This window comes from Rhodomicrobium sp., from assembly GCF_047605405.1.
Lineage (GTDB): Bacteria > Pseudomonadota > Alphaproteobacteria > Rhizobiales > Rhodomicrobiaceae > Rhodomicrobium > Rhodomicrobium lacus.
On sequence record NZ_JASGFR010000002.1, the window covers coordinates 165,065 to 188,487 of the forward strand.

Genomic DNA, 23,423 nt, shown 5'->3' on the forward strand with positions numbered 1-23,423 from the left:
GACCGCAAAACGGGAGTCGCATGCACGATACGCAATCACCGGGCCTTATGTATGCAATGCGCACTTTCAAAAAGCTATATTGCATACACTTGCCGCGATCACGCTAACTTCAGAGCGTGCAACACTTTTTAAGGAGGTGGTTGTTTCGCCATGTCATGCGTGTTTGCTAGCCTGGAAAACAGGGCAGCAGGACGTGTCACCATGTCAGGAACAAACCATCTATTTTCCGAGCTGAGCGCGAATTGGGCCGATCTGGACAAGGTCGCGCTGGAGACGGGTGAAGGCCGACAGTTCCGTTACCGCGACATCCTCGCGCTGACCGCGCGGTTCGCGAACGCTCTCGTCGCGGCCGGTGTCAAGCCGGGCGACCGCGTGGCGGTGCAGGTGGAAAAGTCGCCGGAAGCGCTGTTCCTCTATCTCGCCTGCGTCCGCGCCGGTGCCGCCTATCTGCCGCTGAACACGGCCTACACCGATGCCGAGCTTGAGTATTTTCTCGGCGACGCGGAGCCGACCGTCTTCATCGCGCGTCCGTCGCATGCCAACGCGCCTGCGCTTTGCACCAAAACGGGCGTCGCGGGCTGCTATACGCTCGGCACCGAGGGGGACGGCACGCTGATCGAGCTTGCCGCCGACAAGGCCGAAACCTTCGAAAATATCGCGCGCGGCCCGGACGATCTCGCCGCGATCCTTTACACGTCGGGCACCACTGGCCGCTCCAAGGGCGCGATGACGACGCACGAGAACCTCGCCTCGAACGCGCGCGCCCTCGCCGAATACTGGCGCTTCACGGACAAGGACGTGCTGCTGCACGCGCTGCCGATCTTCCACACGCACGGGCTGTTCGTCGCCTCGAACGTGATCTTCCGTTCCGGCGCGTCGATGCTGTTCCTGCCGAAGTTCGACCCGAACGAGGTGTTCCGCCTGCTGCCGCGCGCGACAACGATGATGGGCGTGCCCACTTTCTACACGCGCCTCATCGACGACGCGCGCCTCTCCCGCGAGGCGACGAAGGACATGCGGCTGTTCATCTCCGGCTCGGCGCCGCTTCTCGCCGACACGCACCGCGCCTTCGAGGAAAAGACCGGCCACCGCATCCTCGAACGCTACGGCATGACCGAGACGAACATGATCACGTCGAACCCGTATGACGGCGAGCGCGTGCCGGGTGCCGTCGGCTTCCCGCTGCCGGGTGTGGCGGTGCGCATCGCGAACCCGGAGACGGGCGAGCTTCTCGGCGCCGACGAAATCGGCATGATCGAGGTGACGGGGCCGAACGTGTTCATCGGCTACTGGCGCATGCCGGAGAAGACCGCGTCCGAGTTCCGCGACGGCTGGTTCATCACCGGCGACCTCGGCAAGATCGACGCGTCGGGCTATGTGCATATCGTCGGGCGCGGCAAGGATCTCGTGATCACCGGCGGCTACAACGTCTACCCGAAGGAAGTGGAAAGCGAGATCGATGCGCTGCCGGGCGTGTTCGAGAGCGCCGTGATTGGCGTGCCGCACCCGGATTTCGGCGAGGGCGTGGTCGCGGTCGTCGTGAAGACGAAGGACGGAAGCCTCGACGAGAAGGCGATCCACGATGCGCTGAAGGTGAGGCTCGCGAACTACAAGCTGCCGAAGCGCGTGTTCTTCGTCGACGCCCTGCCCCGCAACACCATGGCGAAGGTGCAGAAGAACGTGCTGCGCGAGACGCACAAGGATCTGTTCAAGAGCTGATGCCACCCGACTCGACGCGTCACCCGTCGAAATGAAAAATCCCGTGCGCGCCGTACTGGAAGGGGACAGGGCGCGTCACGGGATTTAGGGCGAAGGGCTTTTCCCTTCGCGTTCGCGCCATCTCCCTGCCACGGGAAAACGGCGGCGAAATATTTCGGATCGGAAGACGGGAGAAAGAAGGAAGACGGAGACAGAAGGAAGAGAGCGGGCGGGGAGCGGATACCGGTTGCGCCGGTACCCGCGATTTCAGATTACGAGCCGAGGAGCGGCGCCGGATCGACGGGCTTCGCGTTCTTGCGGATCTCGAAGTGGAGCTGCGGCTGGCTCGCGTCGCCGGTCGAACCGGCCTTGGCAACCACCTGCCCGCGCTTCACCACATCGCACTTCTTGACCATGATCTCGTCCGTATGGGCGTAAGCCGTTACGAACTCGTCGGCATGACGGATCAGGATCAGATTGCCGAAGCCCGGCAGCTCGTCGCCGACATAGGCTACGACGCCATTCTCGGCGGCCTTGACGGGCGTGCCTTTCGGCACGGAGATCGTAAGCCCCTCGTTCACGCTGCCGTCCTGCTGGGGACCGAACTGCCCGATGACCATTCCCTCCACCGGCTTGCGGAAGCTTTTGCCCATGCGCGGCAGTGGATTGGCAAGCGCGGCCTCGCAGGTCGGCTCCTGCCGCGCGGACGTCATCTTGACGTCGGTCGGCGGCGCCTTCAGCGGGTTGGTCGCGTCGGCCACCTGCGGATGAGCGGGCTCCGGCGCGGCTTGTGCATCGGCGGTCTGCCGCTGCTGCGGCTCCGCAATCGGTGCTTCCGGCTTCACGCCGTTCGACGCGATTTCCTGGCGCGGGGCTTCTCGTCCAGGGATGGCAAGCGTCTGGCCCACCTTGATGAGGCGCGCGTTCGGGATATGGTTCGCTTCGAGAATCTGCTTCTCGGTGAGCCCATACCCGCGAGCGATGGCGGCCACCGTCTCACCCTTTTTCACCACGTGGCAGCCGTCGCCCTGGCAACCGACCGGCTGAGCCTTCGGCGCCTGATCCGTCGCCATCTTCGCAGGATCTGAGCCGGGGATCAGCAAATCCATGCCCGGACGGACGTTGTTGTGCCGGTCGAGGCCGTTCGCGCGGGCGATCATGTCGACCGTGACGCCGTGGCGGATCGCCAGCGAATAGAGCGTGTCGCCGGGCTTCACGGTGATGGTCTTGCCGATGCCGCGTTCCGACGCGACCGTCGAGTTCGGCGACTTGATCTCCGTTCCATTCACGCCAGAGCCAGCGCGCGGGCCGAGCTTCGGCGTAAGCGCTTCTTCGCGGCGGCGCGGCTCATAGAAATCGCGTTCTCCGGCGGCGGGGGCCGAAGAGTACTCTCGCGGCGCGGGTGAATAGTCGCGCGGTGCCGGTTCGGCGTAGCGCGGCGCGGGCCGTTGCTCGTAGGGCGGCGCGACATCCGATCGCCGATCATTATAGACCGGCGGAGGAGGAGGCGGTGCGTCGCGCTCGTAACGCGGTTCATAGACCGTCGGAGGCGGCGGAGGCGCCGGGGGCGTGGAATCGCGAGGCCCATCATCGTAGGGCGTGTAGACGCGCGGCCCCGCATAGCTGCCATCGGGTAGCGGCGCCTGATTGTAGCGGCCATAACCGTCCGCCGTCTTCACGCCGTTCGAGGCCGAAGACTGCTGCTGCCCCGCGAGCGGAGGCAGATCGACGCGCGAAACCTGAAGATAACCGCCCTGCTGGGGAGTTGCGCTCGCAAGCTGGAAGCCGCCACCCTGCTGGTTCGGCTGATACGCGGCAGTCTGGGCATATCCGGTGGCGGCGGGCTGGCGCTGATAATTGGCCTGCGTCTGATAGGCCGCCTGAGTCTGATTGGCCTTTTGCCGGTAAGCGCTCTGGCTGTAGCTTGCCGAGCCGCTTCCCTGACGCGATGCGTCCGCGACACTCGAAGGCGCGGCTTGGGAAGGCGCGGCGGCCGTCTCGTAGCCGCTTCCGAATGACGTTGAACTGAACCGCTCGGTTCCGCCGGAGCTGCATCCGCCCAACAGGACGCAACCGATACCGATCTTTAACGCTGCGCGTACATATGAGGGCTCGCGCTTGCCCACCGCATTTACTTTACTCATCGCAGCACACCTCACTTTCCTTAGGTTATGCGTGCGAGTGCTTAATATTGATTTAAACGGATCGACGAATATCGAATGAACCTGGCGACCCGGGATCAACGCTCGCGGTACGGCGATCCGCGCCCGTGCGTATGGGTTGCTGATTGCCTCGCTGCGTCAAACCGAGCGACCTGGCCCAGCTAATGGGCAAACGCGAGGACGGCTCGCCCCCAGCCCGGCGCATAGGCGTCGAGCGCTAGCTTGACCGTCATGATCAAACAGACCGTCACGAGCATCGGCCTGACGATTGCCGCGCCCCTGCCGATAACGACTTCGGCTCCCAGACGGGCCCCGATCACCTGCCCCAGCGCCATCAGCAGCCCGACCTCCCAGACCACATTGCCGCCGACGATGAAAAAGATGAGGGAGGCAATATTGCTGGTGAAGTTCAGCACTTTCGTATGCGCGGTAGCCTTCGTCATCGTGAAGCCGAGCAACGACACGCACGCCACCACGAAAAAGGAGCCTGTTCCCGGTCCGAAAAAGCCGTCGTAGAAGCCGATGCTCGTTCCGACCAGCGCGCCGAACATTGCGTGGCTCATGCGCTGGTGCCGTTCCACATCCGAAATGTGAGGCGAGAACATGAAGTAGAGCGCACTGGCGATCAGAAGCACCGGGATCAGCGACCGAAGGAACCCCGGGTCGAGCGTTTGAACGAGGATTGCCCCGAGCGCGCCGCCGGCAAAGGTGAATGCGATCGGCACGCGGATTTCATCGAAGGAAACGTAACCCCTTCTGATGAACTTCAACGAAGCCGAGAAACTTCCGAAGGTGCCCTGCAGCTTGTTAGTAGCCAGAGCAGCCTGCACCGGGAGGCCCGCCGCCAGCAACGCCGGTATCGCCAGCAACCCGCCCCCGCCGGCAATGGCATCGACGAAGCCGGCGACAAGACCGACCGCTGTCAGAAGGACAGCGACCTCAGGCGAAAGATAGTCCATGAGCCCCTCAACGTGCTGAAGCGGGGCTCAATGCGCCGATGCCATCGCCAAGGCAAGAGAATTTTGCGTGCCACAAGCCGCGCGGCGCAGGTCAGAGGAGCGGCACGAAGCGGACGGGAATAAGGTTCTGATAATCCACCCGGGTCTCGGCGCGGGCGACGAGCGCGATCCGCTGCGAGGACGTCTTGCCGAGGGGAATCACCATGGCGCCGCAGGGGCCGAGCTGGCCCACGAGGTCGGGCGGTGCCGCGCTGACCCCCGCCGTGACGAGAATCCGGTCGAAAAGCCGGTGCTCCGGCCAGCCCTTCGACCCATCGCCGCAGAGCGCGGTGATGTTGTCGAGGCCAAGCGCCTTGAAACGACCGACCGCCAGCCGGTGAAGCTCCTCGTGAATTTCTATCGTATAGACATGGCGCGCCAGCCGGGAGAGGATCGCGGTCTGATACCCTGAACCGGTGCCGATTTCGAGCACATCGTGCTTGCGCTGCACGTTCAGCCGCTCGGTCATGTAGGCGACAATATAGGGCTGTGAAATCGTCTGGCCGCATTCGATCGGAAGCGCTTCGTCGGCATAGGCAAGCGGCTTCAGATTTGCGGCCTCTATGAAGAAATCGCGGGGGGTGTCCCTCATGGCAGCGAGCACGCGCGGATCGGCGATGGCGTTCCGCTGCAGAAGGTAGATCAGACTTTCCAGCCGCTCGTCCATCATAAGGTTTCCCCTCCGGACGCGACTGCCAACCCCTATTTTTCGATAACGGTTGCCAGCTTCCGACAGGTTTCTCTGTGCGTCAGGTTGAGGCAAAGCGGCGTGACGGATATTGCGCCCGACTTGACCGCGTGAAGGTCGGTCCCCTCCCCCGTGATCATGGACATCGGCTTGAACCCCAGCCAGTAATAGGGGTTGTTGCGCGTATCCATGCGGTCTTCGATGCGGAGATAGTCAGGGTCACGACGCCCTTGCTCGGTGATCTTAATTCTTTGGACACGTTCCGGTTCCCTGTCCGGAAAATTTACATTTAAAAAAACATCTTTCGGCCATCCGGCCTCCAGCAGCGTCCGAACGAGGTCGGCTCCAAACTGCATCGGCGTCTGCCAGTGGATCCTGTCGAGGTCTTCCCAGTCGACGGCGAGGCTCATGGCGATAGACGGAATGCCGAGAAGCGTCCCCTCGATGGCGCCCGCGATCGTGCCGGAATAGGTCACGTCGTCGGCAACATTCGAGCCGCGGTTGACGCCCGACAGAACGAGGTCCGGTGCCTTGTCGGCCAGCACATGGCGCACGCCCATGATCACGCAGTCCGTCGGCGTGCCCTTCACGGCGAAGATCCGGTCCGAGAGTTTGCGCAGGCGAAGCGGCTCGTGCAGCGTGAGCGAGTGCGCGGCGCCGCTCTGGTCGGTCTCGGGCGCGACCACCCAGACATCGTCGGAAAGATCGTTGGCGATCTTTTGAAGAACATCGAGCCCGGGCGCTTCGATGCCGTCGTCGTTCGTGATGAGGATCCGCATGGCGGCTTTTTACGCCAAGCCCGCGCCCGCGTCACCTTCAAAGCGGCGCATCAGGTCTTTCGCCCTTCCTCGCTCGTCTGCCGCGCCTTGACGCAAGCTCGCCTTCAGATTGCTTTCATCGTGCGCTTCAAGATTGTTGGCGCCGACAGTGGCGCGACTGCTCTCGCCCAGGGGCGACCATGCGTACCGCATCCCCGTTTCTTGCCGCGCTCGCCGCGCTGTTTCTCGCAGCGACCGTCCATCCCGCCGCAGCCCAGTTTCGCGCAACCGCGCGCCTCGATACCGGCATCGTCGAGGGCGAAAGCGACTTCACGGGGCTCAGCATCTTCCGTGGCATCCCCTATGCCGCGCCTCCGGTCGGGGCGCTTCGCTGGCGCGCCCCGCAACCGCCTCGGCCATGGGACGGCGTACGCAGCGCTACGTCCTTCGGCGCCGCCTGTTCTCAGAAGGAAAGCAGGCAGGTCAAGTCCGGCGAGATGAACGAGGACTGCCTCACGCTCAACGTCTGGTCCCCAGCACAAGCCGCGAGCGAACGCCTTCCGGTGATGGTCTGGGTCCATGGCGGAGCATTCACGACGGGATCGTCGCGCATGCCGATCTACGACGGCGCCGCGCTCGCAAATCGCGGCGTCGTGGTTGTGACATTGAATTACCGGCTCGGCGTGCTCGGCTTTTTCGGCCATCCCGATCTGACGCGTGAGGCCGCCGCCGTTGGAGAACCCACCGCGAATTTCGGCCTTCTCGACCAGAAGGCCGCGCTCGACTGGGTGCGGCGCAATATCGCGGCGTTCGGCGGCGATCCGAACAACGTGACGCTGTTCGGCGAGTCGGCGGGAGGCATCAGCGTTCTCGCGCTCATGACCGCGCCGTCGGCGCGCGGCCTCTTTCAGAAAGCGATCGTGCAGTCGGGCGGCGGCCGCTGGATCGCGCCGACGCTGTCGGCCTCCACCTCCACCTACCTCTCGGCGCACGAGATCGGCGAAACATCCGCGCGCGCCTTCAGACTGCCCCCGGACCTCGCCCTGGCGGGTCTTCGCGCGATCAACTGGCGCGATCTGGTCGAAACGCTCGGGCGCAATCCGAAGCTTTCCGACAGTTCGCCCTTCATCGATGGAGCTTTCTTCACGACGCAGATCGCGAAGGCGTTCGAGGCGGGAGAACAGGCGCAGGTGCCGCTTGTCGTCGGATCGAACAGCTATGAAGGCGTGCTGCTGCGCGCGGCCCTGAAGGTGAAGACCGACGATGTCTTCCGCGCAGTGTCCGACCGCATCGACGAGATGTCGGCGCTCTATCGCCCGCAACTCATCATGACGCCCGACACGCTCGCCGATCACATCTGGGGCGACGCCAATTTCGTGGAGCCCGCGCGCATGATCGCCCGCGCGGCGAGCCGCAGCGGCTTGCCCGTCTACCATTACAATTTCGATTTCCAGCCGCCGTTGTTGCGCGTTCTCGGCGGCACGCCGCATGGCCTTGAAGTCGTATATGTCTTCGGCACGCTGAAAAAAATCCTGCCGATCGTCGGCAATTTCGTACACCCGCACAATCACGAGGTGAGCGAAGCGATGATGTCATACTGGACGAATTTCGCGCGCACCGGCAACCCGAACGCGGGGCGGGAGGGACGTTGGCCCGCCTTCCGCGAGGACAGCGAACAGACGCTCGTCTTCGGCAACGACCGCTCCTATGTCGAACGCGACCATCTGAAGGAGCGGCTCGACCTGTTCCATGGCGTGGTGTGGGACAAACGCCCCGACGCCACGGCGCAGGCCGCGCGCTGATCGCGCGGGCGAAGTCTGCTCACCCCGCGTGGAAGAACAGCACGTCCGGCTGGTAGGTTTCGACCACGAGCGAAATCGGCGACGGACCGTTGGAGAGGATCGCGCGGTGGCGGAGGATCGGCGCCCGCGCGTCCGCCTCGGGCGTCCAAAGCACGTCCGACGACAGCGTGTCGCGCTGGAAATCGAGATCCTCGACCACGCGCCCGAACGGCGTCTCGGTCTCTTCGAGAAGACGGTTCATTTCGATGGGAAGCCGCGCGGGAATGTACCAGTTTTCCGCTTCGGACAGGAACTTGTCGCCGAAGAAGATGCGCACGAGGCGATAGCGCAGCGCATCGCCGGGCGAAACGGCAAGACGCGCGCATTCCTCGGCGGTCAGTTCGCGCCGCACGCCGTCGCGATGCACTTCGGCTGACAGAGCGGCACCTGGAAGCTTGCCCGACGCGCGGCACCAGCGGTCGAGCGTATCTGTCGCACTCGGATGGGAAAGAAGGTCTGCGTTAAGCCTTTCGATCAGGGCGGCGGTCGCGCCCGGTCGCGAAAAGCGATTCTGAAAATTCAACGTCTGTGCTCCATTGAGGAATGTCGAGGCCCGGTGGCAGCGATGGGCGGTTCGTCAAGCCTCGCCGCTCACCATAAAGGCGGTAAAGCCCATCCGTTCAAGGCCGAAGCATCCGAAGGGTGAGAAGGCGCGTCGCTTCGGCGCGCCTGAAAGAGGCCTGCGCGATTTTCGAGATAAAGCGCAGCCGTCTTCCGCTCGCCCTGCGCTTCGAAACGCCGCAGCGCTTGCCGAATGCCGAAGCAGCGCCTTTCTATTTTTCATGGGCTTAGTCGAAATATCATGCGCGCAGGACGGCTTTGAGAGCATCCCCGTCTCGAAACTGACAGTTCGCTGACATCGCCGATCAGCAACGCCTCACATTTGGGGGCGCAATCTCCCTCCGCAGCAGCGACAGGAGGATTGCATGAGACCTGCAAAAACGGCACTGGCGGCGGCACTCGGCCTCGCGCTCGCGACCGGCGCAGCCGCGCAAGGTGGGATGGGCGGCGGAAGAGGCATGTGGCAAGGAGTCGTCACGAAGCTCTGCCCGGCCGAGATCGCCAGGCACTGCGCAACTGTTCCAGCGGCGGCCCAGCGCGATTGCCTCGCGGGCAAGATCAAGGAATTGCCGGAGCCATGCCTGACGGCGGTCGAATCGACGGGCGCGGACCGCGGCCCCGGCTCCGGCCCTGTGGCAAGCCTCTGCATGACCGAGATCGCGAAGTTTTGTCCCGAGGTCGAGCATGTGCAGGGACAGGTGCGCCGTTGCCTGATGCAGCACAGCGCCGAGCTTGGGACGCCTTGCACGGTGGCGCTCGAAAACACCGGCCCCGCCTGGGCCCGGTGACAGCGGGAGGGGCCGCTTGTCACCGCCCGACGCCCGTGCGGCCTCTCCCGCGAGCTTTCCGGTTCGATGCGCGCCGCATGTCGGCCGCGCGAACTTTCAGCCGCGCCAAACCTTCAGCCGCGCCAAGCCTTCAGCCGCGCGGCTGCCTCGCGCATGCGCTCGAACGGTCCGGCATAGCTGAAGCGGATGAAGCGGTGCCCGTCCTCCTCGTCGAAATCGACGCCGGGGGTTGCAGCCACGCCCGTCTCATCGAGCATGCGGCGTACGAAAGCGGCGGAGTCGCCTGTGATGCCGCTGGCGTCTGCATACAGGTAGAAGGCGCCATCGGCGGGCGCGAGGCGGTCGAAACCCGCGCGCGGCAACTCCTCCAGAAGCAACGCGCGGTTCCTTGCATACACGGCCTTGTACGCTTCCAGTTCCTCGATCGCATCGAAGGCGGCAATCGCGCCGATCTGCGACGCGGCTGGCGTCGAAATGAACAGGTTCTGCGCAACGCGCTCGAAAACCCGCACGAGCCGCTCCGGCACGACCATCCAGCCGACGCGCCATCCGGTCATGGAGTAATATTTCGAGAAACTGTTGATGACGATGGCGTCGTCCGAAAAGGCGAGCGCAGTCGCAGCGGGGGCGCCGTAGGTCAGTCCGTGGTAAATCTCGTCCGAGATGAACCACGCGCCCGCCTCGCGCGCCGCTTCGACAAGCCGGGCAAGGTGGGCCGGAGCGAGTGCGGCGCCCGTCGGGTTCGAGGGGCTGGCCAGCACCACGGCGCGCGCGCCTTGCTCGCGGAACGCGGCCGCCAGCGCATCCGGGGGCGGCGCGTAACCCGTCGCCGCTCCCGCAGCGACAGGGACCGGCGTGAGGTCGAGCACCCGCGCGATCTGGCGATAGCACGGATAGCCGGGACGCGGCAGCGCAAGCCCGTCGCCCGGATTGAGAAGAGCGAGAAACGCCAGCACGAAGCCCCCCGACGACCCCGTCGTCACGACGATGCGCGACGGCGAGACCTCGACACCGTAGGCGTCGGCGTAGTGCCGGGCGATGCGTTCGCGCAGCGCGGGAAGCCCGAGCGCGTCCGTATAGCCGAGCGGGCCTTCATCGATCGCGCGCTTCACCGCCTCGCGCACGAGGCGTGGCGCGGGCGTGCCGGGCTGGCCAACCTCCATGTGGATGATGTCGCCGCCCGCCGCCTCAAGCCTGTTCGCGTCGCGCATCACGTCCATGACGACAAACGCGCCGATGGCGCTGCGAAGCGACGGCGAAAGCCCTTCGCCAACGGGCGCCCCTTTGCTCGTCTCGTTATCTTCCACCATGGCCTTTGTCCTTTCGCGAGCCAGTCCGGCCACGGATCGCACACAGCGAACCGCGCCGGTGTCATCCTTACGCCCGAATTTCACCGCCATTCTTCCTCAAAAATTTCCGTTCGATGCAGCCCCGTCGGCTCGGTAGACCCTTCGGCAAGCGGCGAGATCCGGGGTGGAAGTTTCCATGGTTTTAACACAAGCGATACCGCGCCTTATCAAACTGGCGGCTTGCGCGGCATTTTTTGCCACGGCGGCAGCCGCTCCGGGCACGGCTCAGGAGATCAGCCTGATCCGCGACGCGGAAACCGAGGCGCTCATCGCCGATTACACTGCGCCCATCTTCCGCGCTGCGGGCGTTTCCGGCAACAATATCAAGGTCCATCTCGTCAACGACAGCAGCTTCAACGCGTTCGTGGTCGACGGACGCAACATGTTCATCAACACGGGTGCGATCCTTCAGTCCGAAACTCCGAATCAGATCATCGGCGTGATCGCTCACGAGACGGGCCACATCAAAGGCGGCCATATCACCGGCCTCAGGCAGCAGATCGCGAAGATGCAGACGGCGGCTCTCATGCTGCAGGTGCTGAGCATCGGCACCATGGTCGGGGGCGCGGCGAGCGGCAGCAGCGAGACCATGCAGGGCGGCTCGGCCATGATGATGGGCGGCTCGCAGGTACTGATGCGCTCGATCCTGTCCTATCGGCGCGCGCAGGAATCCGCCGCAGATCAGGCGGGCGTGGAATTTCTGACGAAGTCGCAGCAATCCCCGGCGGGGATGCTCAAGACCTTCCGATATTTCGCGAACCAGTCGCTCGGCAACACCCGGATCGATCCGTACATCCAGACGCACCCGGTTCCCGCCGACCGTATCGCGCAGCTTGAGGAAATCGCGCGGAAAAGCCCGTATTTCGACCAGAAGGACTCGGCGCAGTTGCAGCTTCGGCACGATCTCGTGCGCGCAAAGATCGCGGCCTATTCCTTGAAAGGCAACCCGCAGGCGATCCAGCGACAGTATAATGACAACGGCCTGCCGGCCCGCTACGCGCGCGCCATCATGAAATTTCACGCCGGCGGCTATCCGGCCGCCGCCGCCGCTCTCGACGACCTTATAGCCCAGCAGCCGCAGAACCCTTGGTTTCACGAGCTGAAAGGCACATTTCTTCTCGAAAGCGGCAGGGCGAAGGAAGCGGTCGCTCCGTTCCGCAAGGCTGTGTCCCTCGCTCCGAAGTCGGGTTTCATGCGCATCGAGCTGGCGCAGGCGATCCTCGAAAGCGGCGGCGGCAGCGCCGACGAGGCGCTTCAGTTGTTGCGAGTTGGCATGGTGGAAGAGGAGCAGTCCTATCTCGGTTATCGCCTTCAGGCGCAAGCTTATGGCAAGCTGAGACGCTTCCCGGAAGCCGAACTCGCCTCGGCGCAAGCCGCGTTCCACAAAGGCGACGTGAAGGCGGCAAAGATGCTCGCCGAGCGCGCCAAGAACGGTCTTGCCGCCGGTTCGCCCGGATGGGTCAAGGCGGACGACATCGTAAACTTTAAAATGGAAAAAGTGCGTGGCTAGTCGCACCTTGCGATAGCCGCCAGAAACGGAAATCCCGGAGAGCCTTATGAAAACGATCGTCAAGAGAGCCGTCGCGCTCGCCATCCCGGCGGCTATGGCCTTGTCCCTTTCCGCCGTGGCGCCGATTGCTGCCAGCGCGCAGTCGGACACGTTCACCGAGGGACAGACGCGGTCCATCGAGAAGATCGTGAAGGACTACCTCGTGTCCCACCCGGAAATCCTCCTCGAAGTTCAGGACGCTTTCGAGAAGAAGGCCGAAGCCAAGCGCGGCGAGGCCACGCGTTCGCGCATGCCCGAATTCTACAAGAGCCTGTCGAGCCTGAAATCCGAACTCGCGCCGCTGACCATCGGCCAGGGCGATGTCACGCTCGTGGAGTTCTTCGACTACAATTGCGGCTATTGTCGCCACGCTCTGCCGGACGTCGTGAAACTCCTCGACGCCGACAAGAAGATCAAGGTCGTTTTCCTCGAATATCCGATCCTGTCGCAGGGCTCGGCCGACGCGTCCAAAGTTGCCATCGCCGCCGCGAAGCAGGGCAAATATTTCGAATTCCACAAGGCGATGTTCGCGGCTGGCCGCGCCAACAAGGAAAGCGCGCTCAAGGTCGCCGAGCAGATCGGCCTCGACCTGGACAAGGTGAAGGCCGACAGCTCTTCCGCCGAGACCGAAGCGCTCGTGGCGAAGATCGGCGAGATCGGCAAGCGCATGTTCGTGGACGGAACGCCCACCTTCATCGTCGGCGACAAGGTCAACCCCGGTGCCGCCGATTTCGACACGCTGAAACAGATCGTGGAAGAGACGCGCAAGGACGGCTGCAAGGCGTGCGCCGAAGCCGCATCCGCGCCCGGTGCAAAAGAAGAGAAAAAATCCTGACGCTTTTGCGCTCCGGTACGAAAGCTGTTAACAAGAGCGCGGTCGGGTTCGCCCGGCTTGCCGCTTGTCCGTTTCGGAAAACCGTGGACCTGTCGCCTTGAAGCCCATCTTCATCCTCAACGGCCCGAACCTCAATCTCCTCGGCGAACGCGAGCCGGAGATTTATGGCGGCGACACGCTTTCGACCATCGAGGAAGCTTTGCGTAATCGTGCCGTCAGCCTCGGTTTGACCATCGATTTTCGGCAGACAAATCACGAAGGCGTGCTGGTCGACCAAATTCAGGAAGCGCGCCATGCGGCGTCTGGCCTCATTCTGAACGCGGGCGCATACACGCATACATCGGTCGCAATTCATGATGCTTTGCGTTCGCTTTCGTTCCCGATCATCGAAGTGCACCTGAGCAACATTTACAAGCGCGAAGCCTTTCGCCATCACTCCTATGTTTCCCCGGCCGCAACCGGGGTCATCTGTGGACTTGGCGCGCAAGGGTACGGGCTCGCGCTCGACGCGGTGGCGGAATTCCTGAAGTCTTCCGCTCCAATCAACCGGAGTCCCCATGCCTGAAACGGCCCATAAATATCCTAATGAAGAGCTGATCCGAAATCTTGCCCTGCTTTTGAACGAGACGGGTCTGACGGAAATCGAGATCGAGGAGAACAACCTTCGCGTTCGCGTGGCGCGCACGCTGAGCGTGCCAACCCATCTCGTTCCCTCCGGCTATGCGCCGCCCGCCACCGCCGGCGTCGGCGCACCTGCGGGCGGGCCGGCTGCGCAGTCTTCCAACCTCGAAAATCATCCGGGCGTGGTGACATCGCCGATGGTTGGCACCGCCTACCGCTCGCCTGAGCCGGGCGCACCGACGTTCGTCGAGGTCGGATCCCAGGTTCGCGAGGGCGATACGCTCCTCATCGTCGAAGCCATGAAGACGATGAACCAGATTGCAGCCCCTCGCTCCGGCACCGTCAAGCGCATCCTGGTGGAGAACGGGCAGCCCGTCGAATATGGCGAACCGCTCATGATTATCGAATAAGGCGGCAGGCTCATGTTCGACAAGATCCTGATCGCCAATCGCGGCGAGATCGCACTTCGCATCGAGCGCGCCTGCAAGGAGCTCGGCATCAAGACAGTCGCCGTGCATTCCACGGCGGACGCCGATGCGATGCATGTGCGCCTCGCCGATGAAAGTGTATGCATCGGCCCGCCCGCGGCGAGCGAAAGCTATCTCAACATTCCGCGTCTCGTTGCCGCCTGCGAGATAACCGGCGCCGACGCTCTTCATCCGGGCTACGGCTTCCTGTCCGAGAACGCGCGTTTCGCCGAAATTCTCGAAGAACACGGCATCGCGTTCATCGGCCCCACGCCCGAGCATATCCGGCTCATGGGCGACAAGATCCGCGCGAAGGAAACCGCGAAGGCACTCGGCATCCCGGTCGTGCCGGGCTCCGGCGGCGCCGTCACGACGAACGAGGAAGCCATCGCCATTGCGCGCGAGATCGGCTTCCCGGTGCTGGTGAAGGCGGCGGCGGGCGGCGGCGGACGCGGCATGAAGGTTGCGCGCACCGAAGCCGAACTGCCGATTGCGTTGTCGACGGCGCGCGCGGAATCGAAGGCCGCCTTCGGCGACGACGCGCTTTATCTCGAACGCTATCTATCGAAGCCGCGTCACATCGAAATCCAGGTGATCGGCGACGGCAAGGGCAATGCCGTCTATCTCGGCGAACGCGACTGCTCGCTTCAGCGCCGCCACCAGAAGATCCTCGAAGAAACCCCCTCGCCCGCGCTGAACGAAGCGCAGCGCAAGGAGATCGGCGAGATCGTCGCGCGCGCGATGCGCAAGCTGAAATACCGGAACGCCGGTACGGTCGAGTTTCTCTATGAAGACGGAGAATTCTTCTTCATAGAGATGAACACGCGCCTTCAGGTGGAGCATCCGGTTACCGAAATGGTCACCGGCATCGACCTCGTGATCGAGCAGATCCAGATCGCGGCGGGCGCGGGCCTCTCCTTCACGCAGGAGGACGTGCGCTTCGACGGCCATGCCATCGAATGCCGCATCAACGCGGAGAACCCGTCCACCTTCCGCCCGTCGCCCGGCAAGATCTCCTACTTCCACCCGCCCGGAGGTCTCGGCGTGCGCGTCGATTCCGGCGTGTATGCGGGCTACACCATCCCCGCCTATTACGACAGCCTCATCGGCAAGCTGATCGTTCACGGCAAGAACCGCAATGAATGTCTCATGCGGTTGCGTCGGGCGCTCGGCGAGTTCGTGATCGACGGCATCGAGACGACGATCCCGCTGTTTTCATCGCTGATTCAGCAGTCCGATATCGTCGACGGGATGTACGACATTCATTGGCTCGAAAAATATCTCCATAAGCATTAGATTAGAGGGACGGGTTCTTACGCGACGAAAGAGGCAGGTTCGCGGACAATGGGATCGCCCTCCAATCTCAGCATTGAAATCACGCCGCAGGTTCTGCTCAAAGCTTATGCCTGCGGCATCTTTCCGATGGCCGAAAGCGCCGAGGATACGACGCTCTACTGGATCGAACCGGAACGGCGCGGCATCCTCGCCCTCGACGCACTGCACGTGCCGCGCCGGCTCGCCCGCGTCATCCGGCAGGGGAAGTTCGATGTCCGCGTGGACAGCGACTATCATGGCGTGATCGAAGGCTGCGCATCCTCGCGCGCAGGGCGCCGCACCACCTGGATCAACAAGCGCATCCGCGAGCTTTATGCCGATCTCTTCGAGATGGGTTACTGCCACACAATAGAGACATGGCGGGACGGCAAGCTTGTCGGCGGGTTGTACGGCGTGGCGCTCGGGCGGTCGTTCTTCGGCGAAAGCATGTTCTCCTACGAAACCGACGCGTCGAAGGTGGCGCTCGTCTACCTCGCCGCGAGGCTTCGCTACGGCGATTTCTGCCTGCTCGACACGCAGTTTGTCACCGAACACCTGCGGCAATTCGGCGCTCAGGAAATCAGCCGTGCGGCATTCCACCGGCGGCTGGAGCGAGCGCTTCAGGGTTTCGGGGCGTTCGACCGTCTCCCGGCCGATATGTCCGCCGAGGGCGTTTTGCAGCTCGTGAGCCAGACGTCGAAAGTCGGATGCTCGACCGCATGAAGCCCCGGGCTCTCCGCGAACGTCCAGCCCGTGAAGATGCGATGCGACGAGCCGTCCAGCACGACCTCGTCGACCTCGATGAAGGCGCTCGTCAGAGGCGTTTCGGTGGACGGCCGCGTATAGCAAGCGCGCGGGGTGATCATCAGCGCGCCGAACGTAACCGTTCGCCCCATCGGTATTTCGAGCGGCTGGACGCGGCCTGTCACCTTGTCGAGCGCAGCGAAGACCGCGACTGAATTCGCGAGCCTGTCGGCAGAAGCGGGAATGGCCTGCGCCATGACCGCAAAGCCGGCGAGGACCGTCGAAAGAGCTATCTGCCGCGCATTCATGATCATACCGGAAAGCCTGGACAGTTGAAGCGTCCCGCGCTCGCGCCGACGCCCGAAGTTCTTGTTGCCGATCGACGTGGCCGCACTGTGAGCGCCTGCCGATCTCCCGAGCAGTCAGCGCGAACACGGCCGCTGTTCACCAATAGATCAGCTCGCGTCAGATCGAAATCGATTTGACGCTGGAACACCGATCGAAACCACACACTACCGCATCCGGGGCGATGCAAGATCCGGTGCCGTGAGCGAATAGGATGGAACGCCACCGCGAAGGCTTTCTCGAAGGGTGCGATCTCCAATGCGAGCCGTCCGGCAGCGCAAGCGCAACAAAAACGATGTCTCGACGCCGAAGATCGCTGAGCGAACACAAGCGCCTTATCGCGGCAAAAGTCTGGCGGCGACGCGCAGGCGCACATAATCCGCCCACCAGCGCCCGTCTTCGTCGCAAAGGCTCGGCCGTAACAGCTCGACCGCGTGTGCGAGCGCCGCTTCGCAGACCTTGCCCGAGAACTGGTCAAAGAATGGTTTGCGGAACGTTGCGAGCCAGCCCTCGATGCCGGTGGGCAGCGGCGTGGGGCGCGGCACGAGTTCGATGCGTTCGCACATCAGACCGTTTTTGTAGAGAAGCCCTTCATAGGCGCGCGGGCTTGGAAAATACCACGGGTGCGCGAGCGCGGGATTGCCCTGATGAAGGCGCGCCGCCGAGCGAAGTGCCGTAACGATGGCAGCGACATTGCCGAAGCCGCCGAACTCGGCGACAAAGCGGCCGTTCGGCTTCAGCACACGGGCGACGCCCTGAACGACATCCTCGGCGCGCGTCATCCAGTGCAGCGCCGCATTCGAGAACACAGCGTCGAATTCACGCGGAAGGTCGATCGCCTCGCCGCTCATGGCACGCACGTCGAGACCGCTTGCCGTCGCCGCCGCAAGAAGCGCCGCGCTCGTATCGATGCCGAGAACCGATGCACCGCGCTCCGCGATCTTTGCGGTCAGGGCGCCGTCGCCGCAGCCGATGTCGAGCACACGCTCGCCAGGTCTAGGATCGAGCCACGACAAAATTTCCGCTCCGAGGTCGGAGACGAAGCGCGCGTTTTCCTCGTAGCCCGCCGCGCTCCAGCTCTGCCCGCCGGAGGCCGCGCGCGCATGATTCGGGGTCTTACTCGGCATTCCAGGGCTGATAATCGCCATCGCCTTTCGGACGGCGCATCTCGCCGACGAGGCTGCCTTGCGGACGATAGGCCAACGGCGTGCCGGTCAGGTTCGGCTGATGCGGCTTCTGCCACGGGCGCGAATGATAGGTATCCTCGGTCGGCGGCGTATCGACGATGTAATGCAGCCAGCCGAACCAATCGGGCGGAACCTTGCTCGGCTCCGCATAACCCTTGTAGATGACCCAGCGGCGCGGCCTGCCAGCCGTGCCGGTCCCGCTCGCGTCCTGATAGTAGCGATTGCCCTCGTCGTCTTCGCCGACGAAGATGCCGCGCGCGTTCGTGTAGAGCTTCGTCGACAGCGTAGCGCCGTTCCACCAGGTAAAAATGTCGCTGAACCAGCCCATGCATGCCCTCGGTCTTTGACCTGCTTTTACGCGAATCCCAGGCGGGCGTCCACACATTCGCGGCCATGAAGGCGCACCCTTGCGCATCGCTCAGCCCGCGCGCGGCTTGCCGGCAAGCCAGGGCATGACCCCCGAGAAATCCTTGTCGGCGCCGCCTTCCGCGACGAACGCCTCGTAAAGTTCGGCAGCGTGGCGTCCGAGCGGCGTCTCGGCGCCCACGCTTGCCGCCGCGCGTTGGCTGAGTTTCAAGTCTTTCAGCATGAGAGGCGCCGAAAATCCGGGCTTGTAATCGTTGTCGGCTGGCGAATTCGGCCCGATGCCCGGCACTGGACAATAGGTGTCGATCGACCAGCAACGCCCCGAAGACGTGGACACCACGTCGAACATGGCTTTTCGGTCGAGGCCGAGCTTGTCGGCCAGCGAGAACGCCTCGCACACGGCGATCATGGAAACGGCCAGCACCATGTTGTTGCAGATTTTCGCCGCCTGCCCCGCGCCCCGGTCGCCGCAGTGAACGAGCGTCCTGCCCATGCGCGACAGGATCGGCCGCGCCGCTTCGAACGCCGCCTCGCTGCCGCCCACCATAAACGTAAGCGTGCCTGCGGCGGCGCCCGCCACACCCCCCGAAACCGGCGCGTCGAGCGATTTCAGTCCGGCATTCTCGGCCGCCTCGTGCGCCGCGCGGGCATTCTCCATGTCCACCGTCGAGCAGTCGATCAGAAGCGCGCCGGGCCGCGCCGCCGCGATGACCTCATCGTAGACGGACGCGAGAATCGCGCCGTTCGGCAGCATTGTCACAACCGCGTCGGCATCCGCTGCCGCATCGGCGCAACTGGCCGCCATCGCGATCCCGGCGGCTTTTGCCCGCTCCGACGCCCAGGGCGTCGTGTCGAAGCCCTTCACGTCGAACCCCGCCCTCGCGAGATTGACCGCCATGGGCAGCCCCATATTGCCGAGCCCGATGAATGCGATCCGTTGCATGGCCGTTTCCTCGTTCTTTTGATTTTTGGGCGGGCGGCAGTCACGACATGGTCGGAATGACGAAGCTCGCGCCTTCCTTGACACCCGATGGCCAGCGCGATGTGACGGTCTTAGTCTTCGTATAGAAGCGGAACCCGTCCGCGCCGAACTGGTTCAGATCGCCGAAGCCCGAGCGCTTCCAGCCGCCGAATGTGTAGTAGGCGAGCGGCACCGGAATCGGCACGTTGATGCCGACCATGCCGACATTCACGCGGGCCGCGAAGTCGCGCGCCGTATCGCCGTCGCGGGTGAAGATGGAGACGCCGTTACCGTAAGGATTGTCCATCGTCACGCGCAGCGCGTCGTCGTAGGTCCGAGCGCGCACGACCGAAAGCACGGGGCCGAAAATCTCTTCCTTGTAAATTGCCATATCCGCCGTCACGCGGTCGAAGAGGCAGGGGCCGACAAAGAAGCCGTCCTCATAGCCTTGCAGCGAGAAGCTCCGCCCATCGACCGTGAGCGTAGCGCCCTCCTCCACGCCTTTGCCGATCAGCCCGAGCACGCGGCGTTTCGCTTCCGCCGTGACGAGCGGGCCGAAGTCGGCGTCTTCGCTCGTATAAGGCCCGACCTTCAGTCCCTCGACCCGGGGAATGAGCCGTTCCATCAGCCGGTCCGCCGTGCCCTCGCCGAAAGGCACCGCCACCGAGATCGCCATGCAGCGTTCGCCCGCCGCGCCGTAGCCAGCGCCGACGAGCGCATCGGCCGCCTGATCGAGATCCGCGTCCGGCGCGATCAGCATGTGGTTCTTCGCGCCGCCAAAACATTGCACGCGCTTTCCCGCCGCGCAGCCGCGCGTGTAGATATATTCGGCAATGGGTGTGGAGCCGACGAAGCCCACGGCCTGAATGTCGGGATCGTCGAGGATCGCGTCCACCGCTTCCTTGTCGCCGTTGACGACGTTCAGCACGCCATCGGGCAGCCCCGCCTCCTGCATCAACTCGGCGAGCATCAGCGGCACGGACGGCGCGCGCTCGGACGGCTTCAGGATGAAGGCGTTGCCCGCCGCGATGGCCGGTCCGAATTTCCACATCGGGATCATGGCCGGGAAGTTGAACGGCGTGATGCCCGCGACGACGCCGAGCGGCTGGCGCATGGACCAGATGTCGATACCGGGCCCCGCGCCCTCGGAGAACTCGCCCTTCATGAAGTGGGGCGCACCGATACAAAATTCGATCACCTCAAGGCCACGGATCACATCGCCTCGCGCGTCGGGCAACGTCTTGCCATGTTCGCGCGAGATCGCCTCGGCAAGCTTGTCCATGTCGCGATGTAGAAGCTGCACCAAAGCCATCATGACGCGGCCGCGCTTCTGCGGATTGGTCGCGGCCCAGGCAGGCTGCGCGGCCTTCGCGTTCTCCACAGCCGCGCGGATTTCCGCCCCGCTCGCGAGCGCCACCGTCTTCTCTGGCCGCCCCGTCGCCGGATTGAACACCTCCGCGAAACGGCCGGACGTTCCGGCGACGCGGCTTCCCCCGATGAAATGCCCCAGTTCCTTGTGGCCCAAAGTCATGTCGCCTCCATTTTCGGGCTGGCGTTGCTCCCGCAACCATGATGGCGCTGCGCGGATTGCGTCAGCAAGCCCAAACGCAGAGCATTCGACCAAAGCGGGGAGCGCCGGGAGGAACGTTTCCCCCGTCGTGGCGGTGTGAAAGAAGCGAGATCCACCGTGGCGGCTGTGTCGCCAAGCGCGGCCACCAGCCTACTGCGCGAGGCTTGCCGCCTCCTCGGGCGGGGGAAATGCCGTCCCGGCCGCAGCCGCGAGCCGTCCGACATCGGCGATCGTATAGTTGGAGCGGCCTTTCCTGCTGATGAGCCCCTCCCGCATGAGGCTGTTCAGCGCGGCGGAGGTGGTCTGGCGCGACGAGCCGACAAGGTTGGCAATTTCCTCGACGGTCAACTCTATGAAAAGCCGGATTTCGGTTCCGTCGTCTCCCGTAGCGGGGCCATTTCCCCGCGCAGCCCTCGCGCGGTCGAGGAAGAAGCGAGCGAGCCGCTGCTTTATGTCCCGGAACATCAGATCCTCGATCGTCCGCATGCAGCCCATCATCGCCCGGCCGAGGATGCCAATGAGGCCGAACGCCAGGGACGGATTTTCCTCCAGCTTCTTCGCGAAGGTCGCGATGTCGGCGTAGCGGATGTCGGTCTTTTCGACGGCCTCGATCAGGCAGCCGGAATGCGTGCAGAACATGTCGCCGGGGACGAGGTAGAACAGCGTCATCTCGCGGTCCTCGCCGATCAGATAGACGCGCAGCTTGCCGTGCATCACCACCAGGACGCCGTCGCGATCCAGAAGGCCCGCGCTGATGAGCGCTCCCTTCTCGTGGCCTTGCGCAATGAAACCGTCGAAGAAGGAGGCTCCCGACGGCTTCGCGAGGATGTCGTCGATACTGAAACGCGGCGGCATGGGCTTCTACCTCGGCAGGCACTCTCTTCGCGGAGCGAAGACGGACGTCGCTTCGAGTCTTCACGCGTGCCGCGGCCTGTCAATCGCTCATCTTTTCGGGGGCCGTCTCGCCGCTCTTTGCCCGTGCCCGGCGGTGAACTGTCCGATCCATCAGCGCGACAGTTTGATGCCAGCCTTCTCGCGGTCAAACACGTTTGAAAGCGTTGCCAACGCTCGTTCTCTAAGTTTGTATTTCTGGATTTTTTCGGTTGGAGTGAGCGGGAACTCATCGACAAAATCGACATAACGCGGAACCATATAGTAAGGCATCCGGCCGTCGCAGAAGCGGATGATCCCCTCGGCTGTGAGCGCCGCCCCCTCCCGCGCTTTCACGTAGATCATGACCTCATCCTCGGAAAGCTCCGAAGGAACGGCAATGGCCGCCACATCGTCGATATCCGGGTGCTGCCTGACGAGGACCTCCAATTCCTGCGTGGAAATGTTTTCGCCGCGCCGCCGGATGCTGTCCTTGATGCGGTCGACATACCAGAACCAGCCGTCCTCGTCTTTCCATGCGCGGTCGCCCGTGTGGAACCAGAAATTCCGGTTGTTGGAGACGGTTGCCTCCGCCATCTGGTCGTAGCCGAGCATCACGCGCCACGGATCGGCGGGTCGGAAAACAAGTTCGCCGATTTCGCCCGCTGGAAGCTCGACGTCGTTCTCATCGACGATCCTGACTTCGGCGTCGCCGCGCGGCCTGCCCATGGATGCCATCTTGTCGAAAGGATCGCCGGGCAGATACATCACGATTGGGAAGTTTTCGCTCATCGAGAACCACGTCACGTTCTTGAGCGCGAAGCGGGATTCGAATTTCTGGATGAAATCTGCGGGCGTCGGTACGGTGAAGCAAAGGCGAACGGGGTTGTCCGCATCGTCAGGGCGTTCCGGCTGGTTCCAGATGATGGTGATCATCGCCCCGAGCGCGGCAAACTGTGTTGCCCCCGCGGCCCGGATTTCGTCCCAGAAGCGGCTCGCGGAAAACCGGCGCGACAGCGCAACCTCGGCGTCGGTCCATATCGCCGTGTAGGAGGTGTTCCAGATCGCGTTGACATGAAAGAGCGGCAGACAGGTGTACAGGATATCGTCACGGGAAAGCGACGTGTGCCGCGCGAAAATCTCGGCCGTACCCCAGCCTTGCGCCTGGGCGGCAAGAACGCCTTTCGAGGGCCCCGTCGTCCCGGAGGTAAAGAGCACAAAATGCGGGTCCGAAAACTTCACATCAACGTCCGGCGTGGCGTCGCTTCCCTTTTCGACGCCCTCGAATCCCTGCGCCGTCACGCCACGAAAACTTCGCACCGCGGCGCCCTTCCCCCGCACGATGACGAGGCGTACATCCGTAAGGTCTTCTTCATACGCCCACAGCCTGTCCGAGAGTTCCGCTTCCACCACGACCGCCACGCAGCGAGCTTTCTGAACAAAGTACCGCAGCAGATCTCCGCGTGCTGCCGAGTTGATCGGCACCGCAACCGCGCCGATCTTGCCGAGCGCGAGTTCTATGAGCAAAAGGTCTGGCGTGTTGTCGAGCAGAAGGCCGACACGCTCGCCCTTGCGGATACCGAGGTCCGCAAATCCGTTGGCGAGGCGGTTGGTCCGCACATGCAACTCCTCATAGGAGACGCGGCTGTGTTCAAAGGTGAGAAAAGTCTTGCCGCCGTTCTTGCGCGCCTTGTCCGCAAGAATGTGTCCGACCGTCCTGTCGGTCAGCGCATATTGCTCGAATGCCATTT

22 protein-coding genes are annotated in these 23,423 nt (G+C 63.6%); 9 read left to right on the forward strand and 13 right to left on the reverse strand.

The features are described from left to right. Positions 1 to 201: 201 nt before the first annotated feature. The gene (locus QM659_RS01655; protein ID WP_415187135.1) at positions 202 to 1,719 is read left to right on the forward strand and encodes a malonate--CoA ligase; all 1,518 of its coding nucleotides are present in this window, start codon (positions 202 to 204) and stop codon (positions 1,717 to 1,719) included. Positions 1,720 to 1,970: 251 nt separating this feature from the next. On the opposite strand, the gene QM659_RS01660 is transcribed toward QM659_RS01655, so the two are convergent. The 4 genes from QM659_RS01660 to surE form a co-directional block, all read right to left on the reverse strand. Next, a complete protein-coding gene (locus tag QM659_RS01660) occupies positions 1,971 to 3,842 on the reverse strand; it encodes a peptidoglycan DD-metalloendopeptidase family protein (protein WP_415187136.1) in 1,872 nt (623 codons plus the stop codon). A gap of 179 nt (positions 3,843 to 4,021) precedes the next feature. Then, positions 4,022 to 4,819: a TSUP family transporter gene (locus tag QM659_RS01665; RefSeq protein WP_415187137.1), complete on the reverse strand. Its 798-nt coding sequence runs from the start codon at positions 4,817 to 4,819 to the stop codon at positions 4,022 to 4,024. Positions 4,820 to 4,910: 91 nt separating this feature from the next. Then, positions 4,911 to 5,528: a protein-L-isoaspartate(D-aspartate) O-methyltransferase gene (locus QM659_RS01670; RefSeq protein WP_415187138.1), complete on the reverse strand. Its 618-nt coding sequence runs from the start codon at positions 5,526 to 5,528 to the stop codon at positions 4,911 to 4,913. Positions 5,529 to 5,560: 32 nt separating this feature from the next. Beyond that, a complete protein-coding gene (gene surE / locus QM659_RS01675) occupies positions 5,561 to 6,325 on the reverse strand; it encodes a 5'/3'-nucleotidase SurE (RefSeq protein WP_415187139.1) in 765 nt (254 codons plus the stop codon). A 179-nt stretch (positions 6,326 to 6,504) separates the two neighbouring features. Here surE and QM659_RS01680 point away from each other — a divergent pair, with 179 nt between their 5' ends. After that, a complete protein-coding gene (locus QM659_RS01680) occupies positions 6,505 to 8,106 on the forward strand; it encodes a carboxylesterase/lipase family protein (protein WP_415187140.1) in 1,602 nt (533 codons plus the stop codon). Between the two features lie 19 nt (positions 8,107 to 8,125). Here the strand turns inward: QM659_RS01680 and QM659_RS01685 are convergent, their stop codons facing one another. Further along, the gene (locus tag QM659_RS01685) at positions 8,126 to 8,668 is read right to left on the reverse strand and encodes a hypothetical protein (protein ID WP_415187141.1); all 543 of its coding nucleotides are present in this window, start codon (positions 8,666 to 8,668) and stop codon (positions 8,126 to 8,128) included. A gap of 403 nt (positions 8,669 to 9,071) precedes the next feature. Here QM659_RS01685 and QM659_RS01690 point away from each other — a divergent pair, with 403 nt between their 5' ends. Then, entirely contained in the window at positions 9,072 to 9,494 is a 423-nt protein-coding gene (locus tag QM659_RS01690) for a cysteine rich repeat-containing protein (protein ID WP_303485255.1), read from the forward strand. Positions 9,495 to 9,607: 113 nt separating this feature from the next. Here the strand turns inward: QM659_RS01690 and QM659_RS01695 are convergent, their stop codons facing one another. After that, positions 9,608 to 10,804 carry a pyridoxal phosphate-dependent aminotransferase gene (locus QM659_RS01695; RefSeq protein WP_415187142.1) on the reverse strand — a complete coding sequence of 399 codons (1,197 nt, stop codon included), beginning with the start codon at positions 10,802 to 10,804 and terminating at the stop codon, positions 9,608 to 9,610. A gap of 175 nt (positions 10,805 to 10,979) precedes the next feature. Between QM659_RS01695 and QM659_RS01700 the strand changes: the two genes are divergently transcribed. From QM659_RS01700 to aat, 6 genes are all read left to right on the forward strand, one after another. Beyond that, on the forward strand, positions 10,980 to 12,353 hold the full coding sequence (locus QM659_RS01700) for a M48 family metalloprotease (RefSeq protein WP_415187143.1): 1,374 nt from the start codon (positions 10,980 to 10,982) through the stop codon (positions 12,351 to 12,353). A 46-nt stretch (positions 12,354 to 12,399) separates the two neighbouring features. Beyond that, on the forward strand, positions 12,400 to 13,227 hold the full coding sequence (locus tag QM659_RS01705; RefSeq protein WP_303485250.1) for a DsbA family protein: 828 nt from the start codon (positions 12,400 to 12,402) through the stop codon (positions 13,225 to 13,227). A 97-nt stretch (positions 13,228 to 13,324) separates the two neighbouring features. Beyond that, complete coding sequence (gene aroQ / locus QM659_RS01710) at positions 13,325 to 13,792, forward strand: type II 3-dehydroquinate dehydratase (protein WP_303485247.1); 468 nt, start codon at positions 13,325 to 13,327, stop codon at positions 13,790 to 13,792. Beyond that, positions 13,785 to 14,258, forward strand: coding sequence for an acetyl-CoA carboxylase biotin carboxyl carrier protein (accB, locus tag QM659_RS01715; protein WP_415187144.1), 474 nt, complete (start codon positions 13,785 to 13,787; stop codon positions 14,256 to 14,258). Before aroQ ends, accB begins: the two co-directional genes overlap by 8 nt. 12 nt (positions 14,259 to 14,270) lie before the next feature. Further along, positions 14,271 to 15,611, forward strand: coding sequence for an acetyl-CoA carboxylase biotin carboxylase subunit (accC, locus tag QM659_RS01720; protein WP_127077527.1), 1,341 nt, complete (start codon positions 14,271 to 14,273; stop codon positions 15,609 to 15,611). Between the two features lie 48 nt (positions 15,612 to 15,659). Further along, positions 15,660 to 16,352 carry a leucyl/phenylalanyl-tRNA--protein transferase gene (gene aat / locus QM659_RS01725; RefSeq protein WP_127077528.1) on the forward strand — a complete coding sequence of 231 codons (693 nt, stop codon included), beginning with the start codon at positions 15,660 to 15,662 and terminating at the stop codon, positions 16,350 to 16,352. On the opposite strand, the gene QM659_RS01730 is transcribed toward aat, so the two are convergent. The 7 genes from QM659_RS01730 to QM659_RS01760 all read right to left on the reverse strand — a co-directional run bounded on the left by QM659_RS01730 (position 16,250) and on the right by QM659_RS01760 (position 23,421). Further along, entirely contained in the window at positions 16,250 to 16,681 is a 432-nt protein-coding gene (locus QM659_RS01730) for a DUF2155 domain-containing protein (RefSeq protein WP_415187145.1), read from the reverse strand. The genes aat and QM659_RS01730 overlap by 103 nt on opposite strands. Before the next feature lie 372 nt (positions 16,682 to 17,053). Further along, positions 17,054 to 17,845 (reverse strand): class I SAM-dependent methyltransferase, encoded by a 792-nt coding sequence (locus QM659_RS01735; protein WP_415187146.1) that lies wholly within the window; start codon positions 17,843 to 17,845, stop codon positions 17,054 to 17,056. Beyond that, complete coding sequence (locus QM659_RS01740) at positions 17,835 to 18,233, reverse strand: NADH:ubiquinone oxidoreductase subunit NDUFA12 (protein WP_127077531.1); 399 nt, start codon at positions 18,231 to 18,233, stop codon at positions 17,835 to 17,837. Before QM659_RS01740 ends, QM659_RS01735 begins: the two co-directional genes overlap by 11 nt. Before the next feature lie 90 nt (positions 18,234 to 18,323). Further along, the gene (gene mmsB, locus QM659_RS01745) at positions 18,324 to 19,298 is read right to left on the reverse strand and encodes a 3-hydroxyisobutyrate dehydrogenase (RefSeq protein ID WP_415187147.1); all 975 of its coding nucleotides are present in this window, start codon (positions 19,296 to 19,298) and stop codon (positions 18,324 to 18,326) included. Next, on the reverse strand, positions 19,255 to 20,763 hold the full coding sequence (locus QM659_RS01750) for a CoA-acylating methylmalonate-semialdehyde dehydrogenase (RefSeq protein WP_415187148.1): 1,509 nt from the start codon (positions 20,761 to 20,763) through the stop codon (positions 19,255 to 19,257). Before QM659_RS01750 ends, mmsB begins: the two co-directional genes overlap by 44 nt. Before the next feature lie 189 nt (positions 20,764 to 20,952). Then, complete coding sequence (locus tag QM659_RS01755; RefSeq protein ID WP_303485230.1) at positions 20,953 to 21,657, reverse strand: Crp/Fnr family transcriptional regulator; 705 nt, start codon at positions 21,655 to 21,657, stop codon at positions 20,953 to 20,955. Between the two features lie 150 nt (positions 21,658 to 21,807). Continuing rightward, the gene (locus QM659_RS01760) at positions 21,808 to 23,421 is read right to left on the reverse strand and encodes an AMP-binding protein (RefSeq protein ID WP_415187149.1); all 1,614 of its coding nucleotides are present in this window, start codon (positions 23,419 to 23,421) and stop codon (positions 21,808 to 21,810) included. Positions 23,422 to 23,423 lie beyond the last annotated feature (2 nt).